14 protein-coding genes are annotated in these 18,951 nt (G+C 39.8%); 5 read left to right on the top strand and 9 right to left on the bottom strand.

Annotated features, from left to right (window positions below; translation table 11 throughout):
- Positions 1 to 11: 11 nt before the first annotated feature.
- From DK924_RS08890 to DK924_RS08870, 5 genes are read right to left on the bottom strand one after another with little or no spacing between them, the layout of a single operon-like run.
- Complete coding sequence (locus DK924_RS08890; protein WP_109874936.1) at positions 12 to 2,537, bottom strand: glycogen/starch/alpha-glucan phosphorylase; 2,526 nt, start codon at positions 2,535 to 2,537, stop codon at positions 12 to 14.
- Complete coding sequence (glgX, locus tag DK924_RS08885) at positions 2,530 to 4,593, bottom strand: glycogen debranching protein GlgX (RefSeq protein WP_109874935.1); 2,064 nt, start codon at positions 4,591 to 4,593, stop codon at positions 2,530 to 2,532. Before glgX ends, DK924_RS08890 begins: the two co-directional genes overlap by 8 nt.
- Positions 4,586 to 6,808, bottom strand: coding sequence for a 1,4-alpha-glucan branching protein GlgB (gene glgB, locus DK924_RS08880; RefSeq protein ID WP_109874934.1), 2,223 nt, complete (start codon positions 6,806 to 6,808; stop codon positions 4,586 to 4,588). The genes glgX and glgB overlap by 8 nt, the downstream gene beginning before the upstream one ends.
- Positions 6,809 to 8,803, bottom strand: coding sequence for a 4-alpha-glucanotransferase (gene malQ, locus DK924_RS08875; RefSeq protein ID WP_109874933.1), 1,995 nt, complete (start codon positions 8,801 to 8,803; stop codon positions 6,809 to 6,811).
- Between the two features lie 9 nt (positions 8,804 to 8,812).
- Positions 8,813 to 9,115, bottom strand: a complete 303-nt coding sequence (locus DK924_RS08870) for an isoamylase early set domain-containing protein (protein ID WP_010388937.1) — start codon at positions 9,113 to 9,115, stop codon at positions 8,813 to 8,815.
- 377 nt (positions 9,116 to 9,492) lie between these two features.
- Here DK924_RS08870 and DK924_RS08865 point away from each other — a divergent pair, with 377 nt between their 5' ends.
- A complete protein-coding gene (locus tag DK924_RS08865) occupies positions 9,493 to 10,416 on the top strand; it encodes a hypothetical protein (RefSeq protein ID WP_109874932.1) in 924 nt (307 codons plus the stop codon).
- 1 nt (position 10,417) lies between these two features.
- Here DK924_RS08865 and DK924_RS08860 read toward each other — a convergent pair whose 3' ends face one another.
- The 3 genes from DK924_RS08860 to DK924_RS08850 all read right to left on the bottom strand — a co-directional run bounded on the left by DK924_RS08860 (position 10,418) and on the right by DK924_RS08850 (position 12,649).
- Positions 10,418 to 11,443, bottom strand: a complete 1,026-nt coding sequence (locus DK924_RS08860; RefSeq protein ID WP_010388940.1) for a GGDEF domain-containing protein — start codon at positions 11,441 to 11,443, stop codon at positions 10,418 to 10,420.
- 143 nt (positions 11,444 to 11,586) lie between these two features.
- Positions 11,587 to 11,964: a hypothetical protein gene (locus DK924_RS08855; RefSeq protein WP_010388941.1), complete on the bottom strand. Its 378-nt coding sequence runs from the start codon at positions 11,962 to 11,964 to the stop codon at positions 11,587 to 11,589.
- 256 nt (positions 11,965 to 12,220) lie between these two features.
- On the bottom strand, positions 12,221 to 12,649 hold the full coding sequence (locus tag DK924_RS08850; protein WP_010388942.1) for an Lrp/AsnC family transcriptional regulator: 429 nt from the start codon (positions 12,647 to 12,649) through the stop codon (positions 12,221 to 12,223).
- 188 nt (positions 12,650 to 12,837) lie between these two features.
- On the opposite strand from DK924_RS08850, the gene DK924_RS08845 reads away from it, so the two are divergent.
- The 4 genes from DK924_RS08845 to DK924_RS08830 all read left to right on the top strand — a co-directional run bounded on the left by DK924_RS08845 (position 12,838) and on the right by DK924_RS08830 (position 17,453).
- Positions 12,838 to 14,043 (top strand): aspartate aminotransferase family protein, encoded by a 1,206-nt coding sequence (locus DK924_RS08845; RefSeq protein WP_075170229.1) that lies wholly within the window; start codon positions 12,838 to 12,840, stop codon positions 14,041 to 14,043.
- Between the two features lie 69 nt (positions 14,044 to 14,112).
- Positions 14,113 to 15,147 carry an arginine N-succinyltransferase gene (gene astA, locus DK924_RS08840; RefSeq protein WP_010388944.1) on the top strand — a complete coding sequence of 345 codons (1,035 nt, stop codon included), beginning with the start codon at positions 14,113 to 14,115 and terminating at the stop codon, positions 15,145 to 15,147.
- Positions 15,148 to 15,155: 8 nt separating this feature from the next.
- Entirely contained in the window at positions 15,156 to 16,622 is a 1,467-nt protein-coding gene (astD, locus tag DK924_RS08835; protein ID WP_109874931.1) for a succinylglutamate-semialdehyde dehydrogenase, read from the top strand.
- Positions 16,623 to 16,649: 27 nt separating this feature from the next.
- Positions 16,650 to 17,453, top strand: a complete 804-nt coding sequence (locus tag DK924_RS08830; protein ID WP_010388946.1) for a DUF1338 domain-containing protein — start codon at positions 16,650 to 16,652, stop codon at positions 17,451 to 17,453.
- A 72-nt stretch (positions 17,454 to 17,525) separates the two neighbouring features.
- Here DK924_RS08830 and DK924_RS08825 read toward each other — a convergent pair whose 3' ends face one another.
- Positions 17,526 to 18,806: a flavohemoglobin expression-modulating QEGLA motif protein gene (locus DK924_RS08825; protein ID WP_109874930.1), complete on the bottom strand. Its 1,281-nt coding sequence runs from the start codon at positions 18,804 to 18,806 to the stop codon at positions 17,526 to 17,528.
- Positions 18,807 to 18,951 lie beyond the last annotated feature (145 nt).

Genomic DNA, 18,951 nt, shown 5'->3' with positions numbered 1-18,951 from the left:
TCCATTTAGTGTCAGCTATTAGTGTCAGTGTTTGTTTTTACTGTTTGCTGTGAAGTATCTAGTGGGGTTAAGTGCCATATGTCATCACAATATTGGCCTATTGTTCTGTCACTAGAAAATAAGCCACTGGCCGCGGTATTTAAAATACTCATTTGAGTCCAGTGGGTTTGATCAGCGTACGCGTTATCCACTTCACGCTGCGCTGCAATGTAACTGGCAAAGTCATGTGCGGTTAGCCATGCATCGTCTTTGCTTTTAATGCCGCTAATGACATCATCAAATAAGCCGGGTTCAAATAGATTAAAATGACCACTTTCAAGGAGATGCATCACGCTATTTAGATCTGAGTTATTCGCAATAATTTCACTGGGATTATAATGCGCTCTAATTTCGTCAATGTGCTCGGCTTGTGCGCCAAATAAGAAGAAGTTTTCAGCTCCTACTGCATCGCGGATTTCAATATTCGCGCCATCTAACGTGCCTATTGTGAGCGCACCATTCATCATAAACTTCATGTTGCCGGTACCGGATGCTTCTTTACCTGCTGTAGAAACTTGCTCCGACAAATCTGTTGCAGGACATATAGTTTCCATGGCGGTCACATTGTAATTTGGTAAAAAGGCAACTCTTAAAAACATCGATACTTCAGGGTCTTTGTTGATCACCTCAGCAACATTATTAATCAGTTTAATAATTTTCTTCGCCATCATATAACCAGGTGCGGCTTTACCTCCGAGTAATACACACCGAGGTACCATGCCTTGTGTATCGCCACGACGAATGCGGTCGTATAAATGAATAACATGTAGGACATTAAGTAACTGGCGCTTATATTCATGAATACGCTTTACCTGCACATCAAATAGCATATTTACGTCAAACTCGACGCCACACTTTTGTTTTACTAAATCGACTAAACGCTGCTTGTTTTGCTGTTTTGCCTGCTGCCATGTTACGTGCAATTGAGGATCATCATAAAAACGACGTAATTGGCTAATTTTTGCAAAGTCGCCTACCCAGTCTTTTCCTATTTTCTCGCTAATAATATGGCTCAGACCCGGATTACAATAAGCAAGCCAACGCCTTGGTGTCACCCCATTGGTTTTGTTATTAAACTTTTCAGGCCATAATGAGTAAAAATCTTTAAACAAACCCGCAGTTAATAACTGGGTATGCAGTGCGGCTACGCCATTGACTGAATAACTACCAACAATGGCTAAAAAAGCCATGCGAATTTGCGGCTCTTCGCCCTCTTCAATTAATGATAAGTCTCGTTGCTTTTGCACATCACCCGGCCAATGCCTTGCAACCTCTGCTAAGAAACGGGCATTAATTTCATAAATAATTTCTAAAATACGTGGTAATAATTTAGCAAATAACCCCACTGACCACTTCTCTAATGCCTCCGGCAATAAGGTGTGGTTTGTATAAGCCATGGTTTTGGTTGTGATGTTCCATGCCTGATCCCAGTCGAGTTCATGGTCGTCAACTAAAATTCGCATCAGCTCTGCCACGGCAATACTAGGATGAGTGTCGTTAAGCTGAAAAACATGATGCTGAGCAAAATCAGTAAAATTATCTCCGTATTGCTCAATCCACTGGCTCAGTACATCTTGAATGCTTGCCGATGATAAAAAGTATTGCTGGCGTAAACGCAGTTCTTTACCATTTTCACTGCTATCGTTAGGGTACAACACCATGGTTATTTGCTCTGCGAGGTTTTTTTGTGCCACCGCTTCTGAATAACTACCGGCATTAAATTCGGCTAAATTAAATTCATCTGTAGCTTCAGACTTCCAAAGCCTAAGGGTATTAACAATATTATTTTTATAGCCCGGAATAGGAACATCATAAGGAACTGCAAGCACATCTTGGGAGCTAATCCACTGGCGATGTTCACGGCCAAATTTATCAGTATAACTTTGTACATAACCCGAGAACTTAACTCGTTTAGCTTGCTCTGGAGCGCTCAATTCCCAAGGATGCCCTTCGCGTAGCCAGTTATCTGGCTGCTCAATTTGGTTGCCTTCTTTTATTGATTGATTAAACATGCCGTACTCATAGCGAATTCCATAACCCACTACTGGCAGCGCTAAACTCGCGCAACTATCTAAAAAGCATGCCGCTAAGCGCCCCAAGCCACCATTACCTAAGCCAGCATCATGCTCTGCTTGTTCTACATTTTCCAGCTCAGTACAGTAAGCTTGCAGTGCAGTACTTACCTGAGATTCTAAATCAAGGTTGAGAACCGCATTACCCAGTGCTCTACCCATTAAAAACTCTAGCGATAAATACGCTGTTTTGCGGCGTTTTTGTTGTTTAATTTGCTGATTAGTTTCTCTGCAACGCGCAACGAGTCTATCTCTTATTGTCAGCGCCAATGCATGATATAAATACAACTGCGACTCTCCCACCACATCACGCCCTAAGGTGTAATAAAAGTGGCGAGTTAAATCATCACTTAAGGTACTTTCATCAATAACCGGGCCTTCTTGCCAGCCTTTTACCACACACACTTGCTCGTCTTGCTTAGTCATAATCTTCGCCTTCTAAATTGGCACTAAAAACCCAACTACTTTGTGCTGAAATATTCACGGTTGCATCTTCTTCAACAACAGTTGATGCGTTATTTACGCTTGATAACACTAACGCCCATGTCGCAGTAATGGGCGATTGTGGTAATTGGCAGACCACGGGCTGTTTACTGGCGTTTAAAATAATTAATAAGGCGTGCTTATTTTGCTTATCAAGTAAGCTATACATTAAAAATTGTCGCGTATCTTCATGCCAATGTGTTTCATCCATTTTTTTACCTTGCTCGGTGAACCACTTAACGGTGAAACGTTCATCAATATCATCTAAAAACACACTGTGTTTAAACGCACTGTGACCGTGCCTAATTTTTAATGCATCATCTATAAACTGAATTAAGCAATGGTTTAGTTGTGAGTCTTTCCATGCCAGCCAGCTTGTGCGGTTATTCTGGCAATAAGCGTTATTATTACCACCTTGAGAATGGGCCATTTCACTGCCAGCGGCTATCATTGGCACCCCTTTAGAGAGTAGCAAGGTAAGTAAAAAGTTTTTTTGTTGTTGGAGCCGTAAGTTTATTATTTCAGGATCGCTACTAAATCCCTCAACTCCGCAATTAAACGAATAATTAGTGCTGTGGCCATCTTGATTGTTTTCACCATTTGCTTGGTTATGTTTGTGCTCATAACTGACTAAGTCGGCAAGGGTAAAACCATCATGACTGGTAATAAAATTAATACTATTAAGCGGGCCGCGGTTACTGTGTTCAAAAATATCAAACGAGCCATGTAAACGCTTGGCAACATCACTAATAATGCCTTTTTCACTTTGCCAAAAGCGTTTAATCACATCACGGTATTGATCATTCCACTCACGCCAAGGAGCAGGAAAAGCACCTAACTGATACCCACCAGGCCCTATATCCCACGGCTCACTGATCAGTTTTACTTTATTTAATATAGGATCTTGTGCAACGGCCTGTAAAAACGTATGAGAGGCACTAAAACCCGTGCTTGAACGCCCTAAAATGGTGGCTAAGTCAAATCGAAAGCCATCCACTCCCATAACTTCTACCCAATACCGCAAGCTATCAAGAACCAATTGCAAGGTTTTTGGATGATCAATATTTAAGGTGTTACCACAGCCAGTATCGTTTATGTATACATTGGGCTGCCCATTAATAGTGCGATAATAAGTGAGGTTATCGAAGCCACGTAAAGACAATATAGGTCCATCACTGCCGCCCTCAGCAGTATGGTTGTATACAACATCTAAAATAACTTCAATATTGGCGCGATGTAGTTCGCTGACCATCTGTTTAAATTCGTTTATATCGTCATTAACCAAATAGTCTTTGTGGGGAGTAAAAAAATTGATGCTATTGTAGCCCCAGTAATTTTGCAGGCCTTTAGTAATTAAAAACTGTTCACTTATAAACGCATGCACAGGCAAAAGCTCAATAGCGGTCACCCCTAAACTTTTTAAATGCTCAATAAAGCACGGGTGGCTTAGGCCTAAAAACGTGCCTTGCTGTACTTTTGGAATACCTGGATGACGACAGGTAGCACCTTTTACATGACACTCATAAATTACCGTATTAGCCCAGCTATGCTGTGGCTTTTTATTGGTATAAGCAACCGATGTAGTCACTTTAGATTTAGGCATATCTATCGCATTATTAACCTCGCTTTTAGTGCCTATCGGCATTTGTCCGTAATGGCGCTCGCTCCAAGTAAACTCGTTAAACAAGTCTTTTGCATAAGGGTCAATCAGCAACTTATGTTCATTAAATAACATGCCCTTTTCATGGTTATACTCACCATCAACCCTAAAGCCATATAATGCGCCAGCGCTGAGTGGCGCAACGTGAATACTCCACACCCCGCCTTCATTAATATTCATAGCTATTTTTAATATTTCTGTATGGCCACTTTTATCAAATAAACAAACAAAAGCTTGGCTTGCATTAGGGGCGTATAAGGCAAAGTTGACGCCGTTGTTTTGTACAGTCGATCCCAATGGAAGAGATGCACCATGGGTAACCTCAAAGCAATTACTCATCATTCACCTTTTGTAAGTAAACAGTGGTTAAGCCACCCATCTGTAATGTAATACTGTGATCAAAGCCATGGCTTGGTTGATTAATTGAATGAATAAGTTGGCTTGGCTCATCAGTGATATTAATGCCTGAGCCAAAAAAACATGACTCATCAGTATTTAATATCACCTTATAACTGCCTTCAGCAGGCACGCCTAAAGTAAAGTGTTGATATGCTGTAGGGGTAAAATTAGCGACAATAACCATAAAATCATCAGCACTTTTGGCATAACGAATAAAGCTAAATATACTTTGCTGACTGTTATTATTATCTATCCATGAAAAACCAGTAGCGCAACTATCAAGCTCATAAAGTGCTGGATGTGCTTGATACACATGATTAAGGCGTTTAACCGTATCTTGAATACCTTGATGACTTTGGTGTTCAAGCAAGTGCCAGTCTATTGAATTGTCATGATCCCACTCTTTTCGCTGTGCTATTTCGGCGCCCATAAACAGAAGTTTTTTTCCTGGATGCGCCCACATGAACGCATAATAAGCCCGTAAATTAGCAAACTGTTGCCAATCGTCACCGGGCATTTTGTTTAGAAGTGAACCTTTACCGTGGACTACTTCATCATGACTCAGTGGTAAAATGTAATTTTCACTAAAAGCATACACCATAGAAAATGTCATTTTATGATGATGGTATTTCCTAAATAGTGAGTCTTGTTGCATGTAATGCAGACTGTCGTTCATCCAGCCCATATTCCATTTGTAACCAAAGCCCAAACCATTATGCTCAACGCTTTGCGTTACTCCGGGCCACGCCGTTGACTCCTCAGCCACCATCATAATACCGGGGTTATTTTTATAACTGCGTATGTTTACTTGTTTAAGGCACTCAATAGCCCCTAAGTTTTCTCTGCCACCGAAGCAATTAGCTACCCATTGCCCTTCTTTTCGGCTGTAATCAAGATACAACATAGATGCCACCGCATCTACTCGCAGTCCATCTATGCCAAATTGACTGAGCCAATACATTGCATTTGATATTAAAAAGCTTTTAACTTCAGGGCGATCGTAATTATAAATATAGGTATTCCAATCAGGGTGAAACCCTTGACGCATATCAGCATGTTCATATAAATGGGTGCCATCAAAACAATGTAACCCATGAGGGTCGCTTGGAAAGTGCCCCGGCACCCAATCCAGTAAAATACCGATATTGGCTTTATGGCATTGCTCAACTAAGTATTTAAAGCTGTTGTAATCACCAAAGCGGCTTGTAGGCGCAAACAAGCCTACCGGCTGATAACCCCAAGAACCATCAAACGGGTATTCACTGATAGGCATAAGTTGTAAATGCGTAAACCCCATTTTAACCACGTAACTTACAAGCTTATCTGCCAGCTCGCTGTAGCTTAAATAACGATTATGCTCAGCGCGTTGCCAAGAACCTAAGTGCACTTCATAAATACTAATAGCGGCATCAATATGATTACGCTTTTGCCTATTTTTGATCGCTTGTTCACTAAGCGTGATAGGGGTGGGTTTGTATTGTAAAATGCTTGCTGTACCTGGCGCTTGCTGCATTTTAAAAGTAAAGGGATCGGCTTTATCTAAAACTTCACCACTGAGTGTGGTGATAGCAAATTTGTAGCACATATCGGCGCACAGCTCCGGGATAAATAACTCCCATACTCCACTGGCCGGATGAAATCGCATAAAGTGACGATTGGACTGCCAAAAGTTAAATTCACCAATCACTGAAACGCTGGCAGCATTTGGCGCCCACACACAAAAACGAACACCGTCAACGCCTTGTTGTGTAATAAATTGCGCGCCTAAGTGCGCATAAGCATGCTCAAGACTCCCTTCATTGAACAAGTACATTGCTTGCTCATCAAGGGTACTACTAAAACTGTATTCATCGTAAAAGGTAATATTATTGCTTTTATAGCTAACATGGCATTGATACACACTGCTCGGCATGCTTGATAGCTCAGCTATAAATAAATCACTTTGTTTATAGCGCAATGCAGTAATTGTTTGATCACCAATTAACAACTCAACCTGCAGTGCTGCTGGCAAATACACTCGAACTTCTATGCCGCTTTGTGTACTGTGCGCTCCTAAAAAACTAAACGGGTCTTTAAAGCGTCCTGCTGCGAGCGCAGTAACTTGTGCGTCATAATCAGCCAAAGGCGCTGATTTCATATTTTTTATACTGCCCATTTACCCATTCCTCATTGAATGTATTGCAGTCAAAAGTGATGCATTATCAGTAAAAATATCCTCGCACGTATGTGTTAACACCCGTCTCCAATTGGGATATTCTTTATCTGTACCCGGAATATTAACTGGGTAGCATTGTTTGTCTAAGTCATCAATTTGTAGGGCAAATAATCGCGATGGCGACTTTGCTAAACACAAAGCCAGCGCGCTATAAATCGCAAAAGCATCGGTGTTTAATGACATGTCAGAATGTGTGCCTTGTGCATTAATAAAATCAACTAACCGTTGTTGCTCTTGTTGACGTTGCAGCACTAGCTGCTGGTGTTTAGCGGCATCAATCAGCTGATACTGTTGTTTGAGGGTTAAATCACTATGCTGCCACCAGCCAACAAATGGCGGTACGTCATGATTGGCAATCATCAGCAGGCATTGTTCGCTAAGCTCATCACGATTAACAAATTCATCATTCTGTTGTTTTTCGAAATAAAATAAACTGTTTGAAAAAATTCCACTGCTCACCAGCGCTTCTTTTACTTCAGGTGGCACAACACCTAAATCTTCGCCTATCACGACAGCCTTATTTAGGTGAGATTCTATTTTCAAAATAGCTAACAAGTGCTCGAATGGATAGTAAACATAGCAACCATCTTGGCTGTTATTATTGTTAAAGCACCACCATAAACGTCTAATTGCCATAACATGATCAATGCGTAATCCACCCACAGCATTCATATTGGCGCGTATAAGTGAGCGGTAAAAGTAATAGTTATTGTCAGCAAGGCGCTGAGGATTTATTGCTGGCAAACCCCAATTTTGGCCACTTTCAGCCCAAGGATCCGGTGGAGCTCCTACAGTCGCATCTTGGCTAAACAGTTTCTGCTGATGTTTATATTCGCTGCCCTCTTTAGCACAGCCAACTGCTAAGTCGTTAATCAAACCAATCGCCATTCCTTGGTCGATACAATGTTGTTGGCACAGTATGAGTTGGCTATGTGCTTGCCATTGCAGGTAATGGTCGAATGTCGGTTCTGTGGTTTCTAGCATAGCAAGTACATCACGGTGCTGTTTACAAAATGCAGTAAACTCGTTATGCCGTGCTTGACTACCCTGTTGTTGAAAATGCACAAAAAGCAGTTTAAAGGCATTATATTTCTGCTCAGTAACCGTTTTATAATTAATAAAGATTATATCTTGCTCGCTGTGCGACGTTAAACAACAAGAGGACAAGTAATCATCTAAAGCGGGGTTGTTAATACTATCTGGCGATAAGTTAATTGCTATATACAATGGATTGAGTAACGCGCGGTTACTGGGGTTATAGGGACTAGCGCACTCTGGGTTATCTGCAAATAATAAGTGCAGTGGATTAAGTAAAATATAATCCATTTTTTGTTTTGCACACAGCGTGGTTAATTCAAGTAAATCATTAAAGTCGCCAATCCCCATTCCAGCTTGGTTTTTTAATGTATATAACTGAATTGATAAGCCAAAGCGTTTTTTATCCGCAATTTGATACACCTTTTCCGGGATAGACCAAATTTGTGTACTTGCTGATTGTTCACCCATGGTTAGAAACGCATCATAATAACCCGTAGGTAAATGGGTAAGTGGCAACGCTATTTCAATATAACGGCAGTCATTTAAAAAATACTCGCCTAATGGCGCATAGTCAGCAATTTGTTCAAATTGTAGCTTAATATTTAATGCAGGTATGTTAAGCGTAATTTTATGGTGCGCGTCGGTTTCTTTAATACGTACTTTAAGCACATTGCTAGGCTGTTTTACTAAGCTAACAGCCGGTGCAAGCGTTAACCAAGTGGCCGCATCTAATTGGTAATTTAACTTATCTATTTGCTCTGCATCACTGGTGTCAACGCCACAACACTGCAAGGCTAACTTGCGCGTTTGTTCGCTAAAAACAACGTGTTCACCAGTGTACTTAGTGTATTCATAGCCTATTCCATGCAAATAAAATAATTGCGATAGTGCGTCCATTCACCAGCCTTAATTAATGCGTTGTGTATTTACTATACTGTTCTCTGAACCAAAATTATTAGCCCGATAACCATCAGCCTGATGGTCGTTATCCCACTGCTTACCATTAATCAAATAACGAAAGTGAAACTCTTTATCAACAGGCAAACGCTGTTTACACTTAAACACACCCAACTTTTTATTAAGTTTCATTGGCACTGGCTGCCAATCATTAAACTCCCCAAGTAAACAGACATCATCAGCATCAGGATGAGAAAATTCAAACGTGACTTCTGCTTCGTTTTTTGTCTTAAAAAAGCGTTTATTCAACATAATAGGCTCCAACTAAACCGTAAGGGTTATTCATCTTTGCCACAGGCCAAACAGCTTAAATAGGCGATGTGGAATCCATTCATTCACATAAAAACAAGCTTAGAGTTAAACAAAACTTTATTTACGCATTATTACAGTGCGTTATTTATTTTACCGCACTAGGTTGGTGCAGTTTTTAACCATTTTAAACAGGTTTTTAGGTAAGCTCTTTAACTGAGCAATTTTTAAACCAACTACACCCGATTAAATTTCTTTTACAACAATTCACACATAATCGTTTTTTATTACCGCATTGAGGTTAAAAAACCTTTAGCTTAACCACATCATCAGCGATAATAATTATCTACCTAGCCAATGCCGATAAATATTTAAAAACTATGATTAAAAAAAGCATTCTTATTACCTCTGTTATTGTTTTTCTCACTACCATCGCTGTTGTGGGTAGTTCAATTTATACACTATATAGTAAAAAGCTTGTCTCTGTAGACCCAAAGTTAAAAGAAATTTCCGGCATTGAGTTTGATAAATATAAACGTCTGTGGGCTATTAATGACAGTGGCGACGAACCTAAGCTATATAGACTCAATGACGATGGCTCTATCGCTAAAGAAATTTTAGTCAGCAACGCAAAAAACATTGATTGGGAGGACATGACACAAAATAAGTTTGGTCATTTTTTCTTGGGTGACTTTGGTAATAATAAAAATGAACGCAAGTGGCTAACCATTTATAAAATAGAAAACCCGATTGATATTAAAACAAATACCACTGAAGCCGAGATAATTAAATTTACCTACCCAGAATTAGACGGCAGTCCAATACAACCTGATCAACGCAATTATGACTTAGAAGCTTTTGTCGCTTTTGGCCGGCACTTATATTTATTTACTAAAAACCGAACTGAACCCTTTGATGGTATTACCAATGTTTACAAAGTAGGCGATCATGCAGCAAATTTTGACGCCCAGCTAATTGACTCATTTAGAACCTGCACCACCATGGAAAAGTTATGCTGGATCACCTCTGCAGCACTTAGCCCAGATAGAAAAAAACTTGCGCTACTAGACTCAACCAGCATTTGGCTGTTTGAAAATTTTAAAGGGGATAAGTTTTTCTCTGGTGATGTGTCTAAAATTGATCTTGGTATTGTGACCCAAAAAGAAGCGATCACGTTTTATGATGATAATACAATTGCCTTTACCGATGAGGAATTTAAAGGCATTGGCGGTAATGTTTATTTTTTAAAGCTCGATCAAGTTACTAAGGTAAAGGTACAGCGAAGCCACGCACAAGCCCAGTAGGTTAAAATAAATCTATTTCTGAATCGTTTTCTTGTACGTTGATTAGCTGTTCAGCGATTAAATCTTCGTATACACAAAACTTATCTCGGCCATTATTTTTAGCGTAATACAGTGCTTTGTCGGCGCTTTCTATTACAGTGATTGGGAAATCATAAGGGCTAATACGTGCTAAACCAGCACTGATCGTCATGTTTTCAACAAAAGGAAACGAAGTATTTCTGACGAGTTGTAAAAATTCTGCCATTTTATTACATATGGAATCTGCATCAGTGGGCTCAAAAACAATCACAAATTCTTCACCACCAAAGCGAAAAATTAAATCGGTTGAACGAAAAAAGTGACGCATTTTTTGCGCTAATATCAGCAGTACTTCATCACCGCAAATATGACCATACTTGTCGTTTATATTTTTAAAATGATCAATATCTAAAATAGCTAACCAAGATGTAGATGCGTATTTTTGTTGCCTTTTACCCTCATCTCGGGAAGAACTGTGGACTTTTAATACTTGTTTTTCAATCAGTTGTTTTATTTTTTTTTCAAAAGTTTGTCTATTTAATAGTCCTGTTAATTTATCTCTTTCGTTTTCATGAAGAATCACTAAATAATTTTCAAAAATACGACAAAAAGCATTTAACATCACCTGGGCTGGACTATCTAGGCTGTTTGAAACCACAGAAATTGCGGCGACTGTTTTCTCTTGGCGGGTAATGGGTAACCAACGGCGTTCGATGCCATCTGTTGATTGCACCGTGATAATGCAAGCAGAACGTAAGCATGATAGAAGCTCATCCTCGGGGTGTGCAACAATTTGTCGTTGTACCCACTCAAATTGCTTTTCACCAGTCACTTTCAAACATAGGCTTTGTTCAATGGTAAGTTGACCCTGAACTTCTATGTCTTTATAAACTGAAACTTCTTTACACCCAATAAACTCTTGGATGGTCGATATCAAGCTGTATTCAAGTGAGTCTACGTCTCTGTTTTTTGTTATTTTGATAACTGAGTTTAGTAAATTTTCTTGCATTGTACTCCCTAAAGCAAACTGGGCATTAACAACTCATAAATTCAGCATAGACCACAGGGTATAATATGCTAATTAAAATATTGAAATACCAATGTCACCCAGTCAAATAGGGAGTTTCGGGCAAAATTTGAACAAAATATAACTTAGCTATTCGTCATGCAATTTATAAATTTTTCAGATACGAGCGTTATGGCAACCTTATCAGTGTACATAGCCTGACTATTTTTTGTAATAAAGTCAGCACATTGCGCTTGTGATTGTTTGAATTTTTGCTTACATGAGTTTACTGACTCACCAATAACTTCTTGATAAATACTTTCATCACATAAGCTATTGGCAAACTGACTCGCGCCAGTAATAATCTCATCAATATTGACGGGTGAGGATTCTAGTTTAAAAAATATGTCGCTGTAAGTTTCAACCGTTATGTTATCGCTTGAGTCAAATAAAGTGGCCTTTGCACTTAAATATGAGCCACCTATTATTAATAAGGCTGCAGCAGCTAGTGTTGTGTATTTCATAACATTTCCTTGTAATGTTTTTGAGCTGTTTTGCCAAAACGTCCTGTTTCTCACATTGTAATCAACTAGTGTTCTTGCATGTAATAACTATACTTATCAGGTTTGTTCAGTATTGGAGGATTGTGGCAAATGCAGGGGCGAAAAGCCTATTGATTTGGTCAAAAACAATCCTTGTTTCTAATAACGGGGAGATTACAATTAAGTGAGCCTAAATGCAAATAATTAATACTCACTGAATGGTTAGAAATAAATCTAATTAACGCTTAAATTTGGTTTCTAAAATAACCGATGAACGAGTGCGCTCTACCCCATCTAAATTACCTATATCGTCTAATAAGTGGCTTAACTGCTCGAGATTTTGAGCTTCGACAATGGCAATTAAATCAAATTCACCGCTAATTGCATACAACTGAGATATGGCATCTATTTGTTTTAACTCTACGTTGGTTTTAGTCGTTAGCTTTTGTTTGACCTTTATTGAGACATGTGCAGAAACTAAGCTATTTAAAAAATCATCTCCAAAGTCAACGTTATACCCTTTAATCACCCCGCTTTGCTCCAACTTAAGCATGCGACTTTGCACTGTTGAGCGGGATAAATTTAAATGCCTTGCAAGGTCAGAAATACTTGCTCTAGCGTTCGTTTTTAATACTGATAGTAGCTTTTTATCTTGGGGAGTTATCATAATGCTAATAAGGTTCGTTATTTTGACTATTATTCTAATCATTTTTCACAAAATAGCACTGCAAATTTAATCCATAACCTTTGATAATGACATTTTTAATAAGTATGAACGCATTGTATTGCTGAATAAGCCTGAGCTTATCGTTATTTTTCAGCAACGTTTTTTATGTGATTAATTTAGGTGTAAAAATGCAAGTAACCAGAGATTTATTTAACGACGTAATGGTCCCTAATTACAACCCATCTGCAGTTATTCCCGTTCGTGGTGAAGGCTCACGCGTGTGGGATCAAAATAACAACGAATTTATCGATTTTGCCGGTGGTATTGCGGTTAATTGTTTAGGTCATTGTCACCCTGCATTAGTGGGCGCACTAAAAGAGCAAGGCGAAAAAATTTGGCACTTAGCAAATGTAATGACCAATGAGCCAGCACTTCGCTTAGCTAAGAAAATGGTTGATGCTACCTTTGCAGAAAAAGTTTACTTTGCAAACTCAGGAGCTGAAGCAAACGAAGCGGCTTTAAAGTTAGCGCGTCGCTTTGCCTTGGACAAATTTGGTGCTGAAAAGTCTAAGATCATCGCTTTTAATAAAGGCTTTCATGGCCGTACTTTCTTCACTGTAACTGTAGGTGGCCAAGCCGCTTATTCTGATGGTTTTGGGCCAAAGCCTGCTGATATTGTTCATTGTGACTACAATGATATTGCTGCCTTTGAAGCCTTAATTGGCGATGACACTTGTGCAGTAATGATGGAGCCATTACAAGGTGAAGGCGGTATTGTGCCACCAACCAATGAGTTTGCACAAAAAGTACGTGAGCTGTGTACTAAACACAACGCACTGCTTATTTTTGATGAAGTGCAAACGGGTGTTGGCCGTACAGGTCACTTATACGCATACGAAGGCCTAGATGTTATTCCTGACATTTTAACCACGGCTAAAGCATTAGGTGGCGGTTTCCCAATTGGCGCTATGATCACGACTACTGAAATTGCAGCACACCTAAAAATAGGGACTCATGGTTCTACCTACGGTGGTAACCCATTGGCATGTGCTGTTGCAGAAGCTGCATTTGATACAGTAAATACCCCTGCAGTTTTAAATGGCGTAAAAGAACGTGAACAAATGTTCCGTGATGGTCTAAATGCCATTAACGAAAAATACCATGTATTTAGTGAAATCCGTGGTAAAGGCTTACTTATTGGTGCTGCATTAAATGAAAAATTTGAAGGCCGTGCTCGCGACTTCTTAGTTGCAAGTGCTAATAACGGTTTAATGAATTTAGTAGCCGGAATGAACGTTATCCGCTTTACACCTTCATTAGTAATCCCATTTGAGGATATTAAGGAAGGCTTAGCTCGCTTTGAAAAAGCAGTAAGCGAAGTTGTAAACGGTTAATCACTAAGTAAAACATATAAAGCCCTGAGATAAATGTTTACCTCAGGGCTTTATTGGAGCAAGTAGTTAATGCAAGTATTACGTCCTATTACTGTCAATGATTTTGCAGCACTTAAAGAGATTGCCATTGAATCAGGCCATGGTTTTACCTCTTTACCTGTCGATGATGGACAACTACAAGAAAAAATAGACCGTGCACAAAACAGCTTTACTAAAAATGTAAATAAGCCTATCGATGAAAGCTATTTATTTGTTTTAGAAGACAGTGACACTGGCAAAGTAATTGGTACTACCGCCATAGAAGCGGCCGTCGGTTTGTCTGTGCCTTTGTATCACTACCATTTAGGTAAAACTGTCCATCATTCACCCACCTTAAACGTTTACAATACCGTTGATATTTTAAGTATGTGTAATGACTACACAGGCTGCTCAGAAATATGTACTTTATTTTTACGTGAAGACAGCAGAAAAGGCTTAACAGGGCGGTTTTTATCACGTTCACGCTTTTTATTTATGGCACAACATAGTGAACGCTTTGCCGACACTGTAATTGCTGAAATGCGTGGCGTGAGTGATGAACAGGGGCACTCTCCATTTTGGCAATGGTTACAAGAACACTTTTTTAGTATTGAATTTCCACAAGCTGATCACTTAGTTGGTTTAGGCGATAAAGTATTTATTAGCGAGCTTATGCCTAAATACCCTATCTATGTAAACTTGCTAAGTAAAAAAGCACAAGCGGTGATTGGTCATGTTCATGATAAAACCAAGCCTGCACTTAAGTTGCTTGAAAAAGAAGGGTTTGAACATCGTGGCTACGTTGATTTGTTTGACGCAGGTCCCACGGTAGAGGCAAAGCTCGGTAATATTCGCAGTATTCGTGATTCACAAGTGTGCCCAATTACCATTGGTGAACTTGAACATATTAATGAGCAAAGCTCAGATACCCTTGCTATTTGTAATCAAGGGGTTAGCGACTTTAGAGCCACGTTCACTAAACACGCTCATTATAATCAAGCAAAGCACACCTTAGTTATCAGCCAAGAAGTAGCTGATGCACTTCATTTAAATCAAGGAGATGCAGCGCGATTTTTCCGCCTGTAACACTATTTATGAACACACAACTAATTAATAACCAATGGCACGCAGGCCAAGGCCCTGCTTTTAATTCTGTTAATCCAAGCAATGGCGAAGTTGTTTGGCAAGGTAATGGTGCCAGCCCCGAACAAGTTAGCAGTGCTATTGAAGCGGCAAGAGCCGCGCAAATTCAATGGGCAGATATGCCAATTGAACAACGTATTACCATTTTAGAAAACTTTGTTGCCCAATTAAAAGAACACAGCGAAGAATTTGCTAGCATTATTGCTCGTGAAACAGGTAAACCACTATGGGAAACGCGCACAGAAGTCGGTGCGATGACAGGCAAAGTTGCTATTGCTATCCGTGCTTACAATGAGCGAACTGGCACAACCGAAAACCCAATCCCTGGCGCAAAAGCCTTTATTCGCCACAAACCACATGGTGTAGTGGCTATTTTTGGCCCATATAATTTCCCTGGGCATTTACCAAACGGTCATATTGTCCCTGCTATTTTAGCGGGTAATACCGTGGTGTTTAAACCATCAGAACTAACTCCTCACGTAGCCCAGTTTACTTTAGAGCTGTGGCTAAAAGCAGGCTTACCTGCTGGGGTTATAAACCTTGTTCAAGGTGAACTGGAAACAGGTAAAGCGCTTGCCTCACATCAAGGTATCGATGGCTTATTCTTTACTGGTAGCTCAAACACAGGGCATTTATTACATAAACAATTTGCAGGCCATCCAGGTAAAATCTTAGCGCTTGAAATGGGAGGTAATAACCCGCTAGTGGTTAAAGATGTTGCTGATGTGAGCGCAGCCGTTCACGATATTATTCAATCGGGCTTTATTACTTCGGGTCAGCGTTGTACTTGTGCACGTCGATTATTTATTGAAAAATCAGCCAATGGCGATGCTATTTTAGAAAAGCTGATCAGCGCAACCAAAAATATCCTTGTAGATGATAGCTTTGCTGACGATCAACCATTTATGGGTGCCATGATCAGTGAAAAAGCCGCCTTAGGCATGGTTGCAGCGCAAGCTGACCTAGTTAAACAAGGTGCTGAGGTACTCGTTGAGCTTAAACAATTAAAACCAGGCACTGGCTTTGTCAGCCCAGGTATTATTGATGTCACTAAAATCGATGAAATCGCCGATGAAGAACACTTTGGCCCGCTAATTAAAGTATATCGTTACACTGACTTTGATAGCGCTATAGCAGAGGCGAATAACACCAGCTTTGGTTTATCTGCAGGTTTACTTGCAGACAGCGAAGATGATTACAGCCACTTTTTAAAACGTATTCGTGCCGGTATTGTTAACTGGAACCGCCCTATTACAGGCGCATCAAGCGCAGCGCCATTTGGTGGCATAGGTGCCAGTGGTAACCACAGAGCTAGTGCATACTATGCTGCTGATTACTGCGCATACCCAGTGGCCTCAGTAGAGTCAGAAAAAGTTAACTTACCGCAAACCCTCGCGCCGGGCTTAATTATTGAATAACAATTTTAGAAAATTTAAGGATTTACCATGCATACTGATGTAAACACATTATTTGATAACTTATGGCAAAACTACCTAACAGTAACGCCATCAGCTGATAAAATTCATGACTTATTAGGCTCAACGCAAAAAGACGACATTATTAACGACCATATTGCACTGCGTACTTTTAACATAGAAAAAGTAGGCCTTGAAAAACTAGCTGCGCACTTTTTAGCTATTGGTTATAAAGAATGTGGTGAATATCACTTTGAAGCAAAAAAACTCTACGCCAAGCATTATGAGCATAGCGATCCGACACAGCCAAAAGTGTTTATTTCTGAATTATTAGTTGAAAAATGTTCGCCTGAGCTACAAGCAATCGTTACGGATATGGTGGCACAAATTGACGAAAGCGCTGTGACTGCCGATAATTTTTTATATTCAGGCACACATTGGCAAGTAAGCACCGATACATACAAAAAGTTATTAGCTGAGAGCGAATATGCAGCCTGGATGTCTGCGTGGGGTTACCGTGCAAATCATTTTACTGTGAACATTAATACCTTAGCTAAATTTGATAACATCCATGATGTAAACCAAGCTCTTAAAGATGCCGGTTTTGCACTTAATACCTCAGGAGGCGAAGTAAAAGGCTCACCAGAAGTGCTATTAGAGCAATCATCAACATTAGCTGATGAATACGCTGTGACCTTTAGCGATGGCGATATGCGCATTCCTAGCTGTTTTTACGAGTTTGCTATTCGTTATCCAAAACCTGATGGTGAAATTTACACTGGATTTGTTGCAGCCTCTGCAGATAAAATTTTCGAGAGCACAAACGCACGTTAACTGAGTTGTGCTAAATTAAAAAAAGCCCATTTTTGGGCTTTTTTTGTTTCTGAGAAAAAGCTCACTTATAAATCATAAAAACAACGGCTTGTAGTCGTTTTCTAATTGTTCAAATGACAAGTTACCAATAAAACGACCAAAGCTCAGCCACGTAGCAAGTCCTCTTAAATCTTTAAAATGAGGCGGCACAAATTGTGGGTTTTCAATCACACCTAAATCATGTAGTTGCGATATTAACCTAAAGTCATCAATTGATATTTTACCCACCAGCAATAGCGGTAATTGGTCAATTCTGCCAAGCTGTATCGCCACCCGAATTAAGTTATAAACCAATACAAAGCCTTTTATATAAGCAATGTCTTTAGTAAACGGTAAGCCGGTTGCGGTGCTACCTCTAAATACACGCTGTGCAAGGGTGTAGCTGTCGTCTTTTGATAACCCTTGTGCTACATAATCTCGGTATATATCTACAAACTCAGCACCATCAATCACTTTGGTGACAGCTTGAATACGGTTTACTAATTTTGATAAGCGACGTGGTGTTGATTTAAGAGTAATTATTTCGGTCAGTACTGCAAGCCCTTCTTGGGTAACGGTAGAGCTTGGCGTGCCTTTACTCAAACAAGTTAAATAAGGTTGCGCTAAGCCATTTTGAGTGGTGCCTACATGGATCCAGCCCTCGTGCACCTCTAAAATATCTAATTCGCGCTGAGAAAACTTAACATCTTGATTAAGCTTTATATTGTTAGCTCCTGCTGCCGCATCACTGACAATTCCATCACTAAGCATTACTTCCACATTAATCCCTTGCATACTGGCATTGACCTGCTCAGACAAAATACGCACCGCATCACTGGCATCAATATTTTTAGGATCTTCAGGCAAAATGTTCGCATCAAGCAAACTTTTTAATGGCTGCTCAAGCATATTAGCAAGCTCAGATAACGAAGGCTCAGCGGCATGAAAAAGGTCTTTTGGATGCCCAAAAAGCTCTACCGACAAGTCATGAAATTCGGCAGTACCTCGGTACTCCAGCATATTAAGCACTGTTTTATATTCGCTACACATTTTACCCATATATTGAGTTATTGGGTTTAATTGCCCCAACTGATTAATAATATTTCGGTGCAGTGTTGAAAATGCTTGGCGCAACTCACTAGGCACAAACCCTAAATCGCGCTGTTGGTAGTAAGCACGGTCTATTAAAGGATTTTTTTGGCATTTTTGCCTAAAAAACTCTTCTTTAGTCTGTTTATCCCAATTAATTGCATCGAGAATTCTAATTGGGGTTTGCAGCGCAATGAGTTGGTCGGATAAGTCACGAGTTTTTAAAAGTAACGCCTTGTCTATCATGGTAAAAGCTCAACATAGAGTGAGCTCTGAGCATAATTTATAAATTAAAAATAGCAAAGCAATATCACACATTCTTGACTATTGTTTTTATGATGATCGACCCGCATATCTATAGCGTATGAAAGAGTAAATAAAGGTGCAGACA

This window comes from Pseudoalteromonas sp. meg-B1 (assembly GCF_003173795.1).
GTDB classification, from domain to species: domain Bacteria; phylum Pseudomonadota; class Gammaproteobacteria; order Enterobacterales; family Alteromonadaceae; genus Pseudoalteromonas; species Pseudoalteromonas undina.
This window is presented reverse-complemented; position numbering and strand designations above follow the sequence as displayed.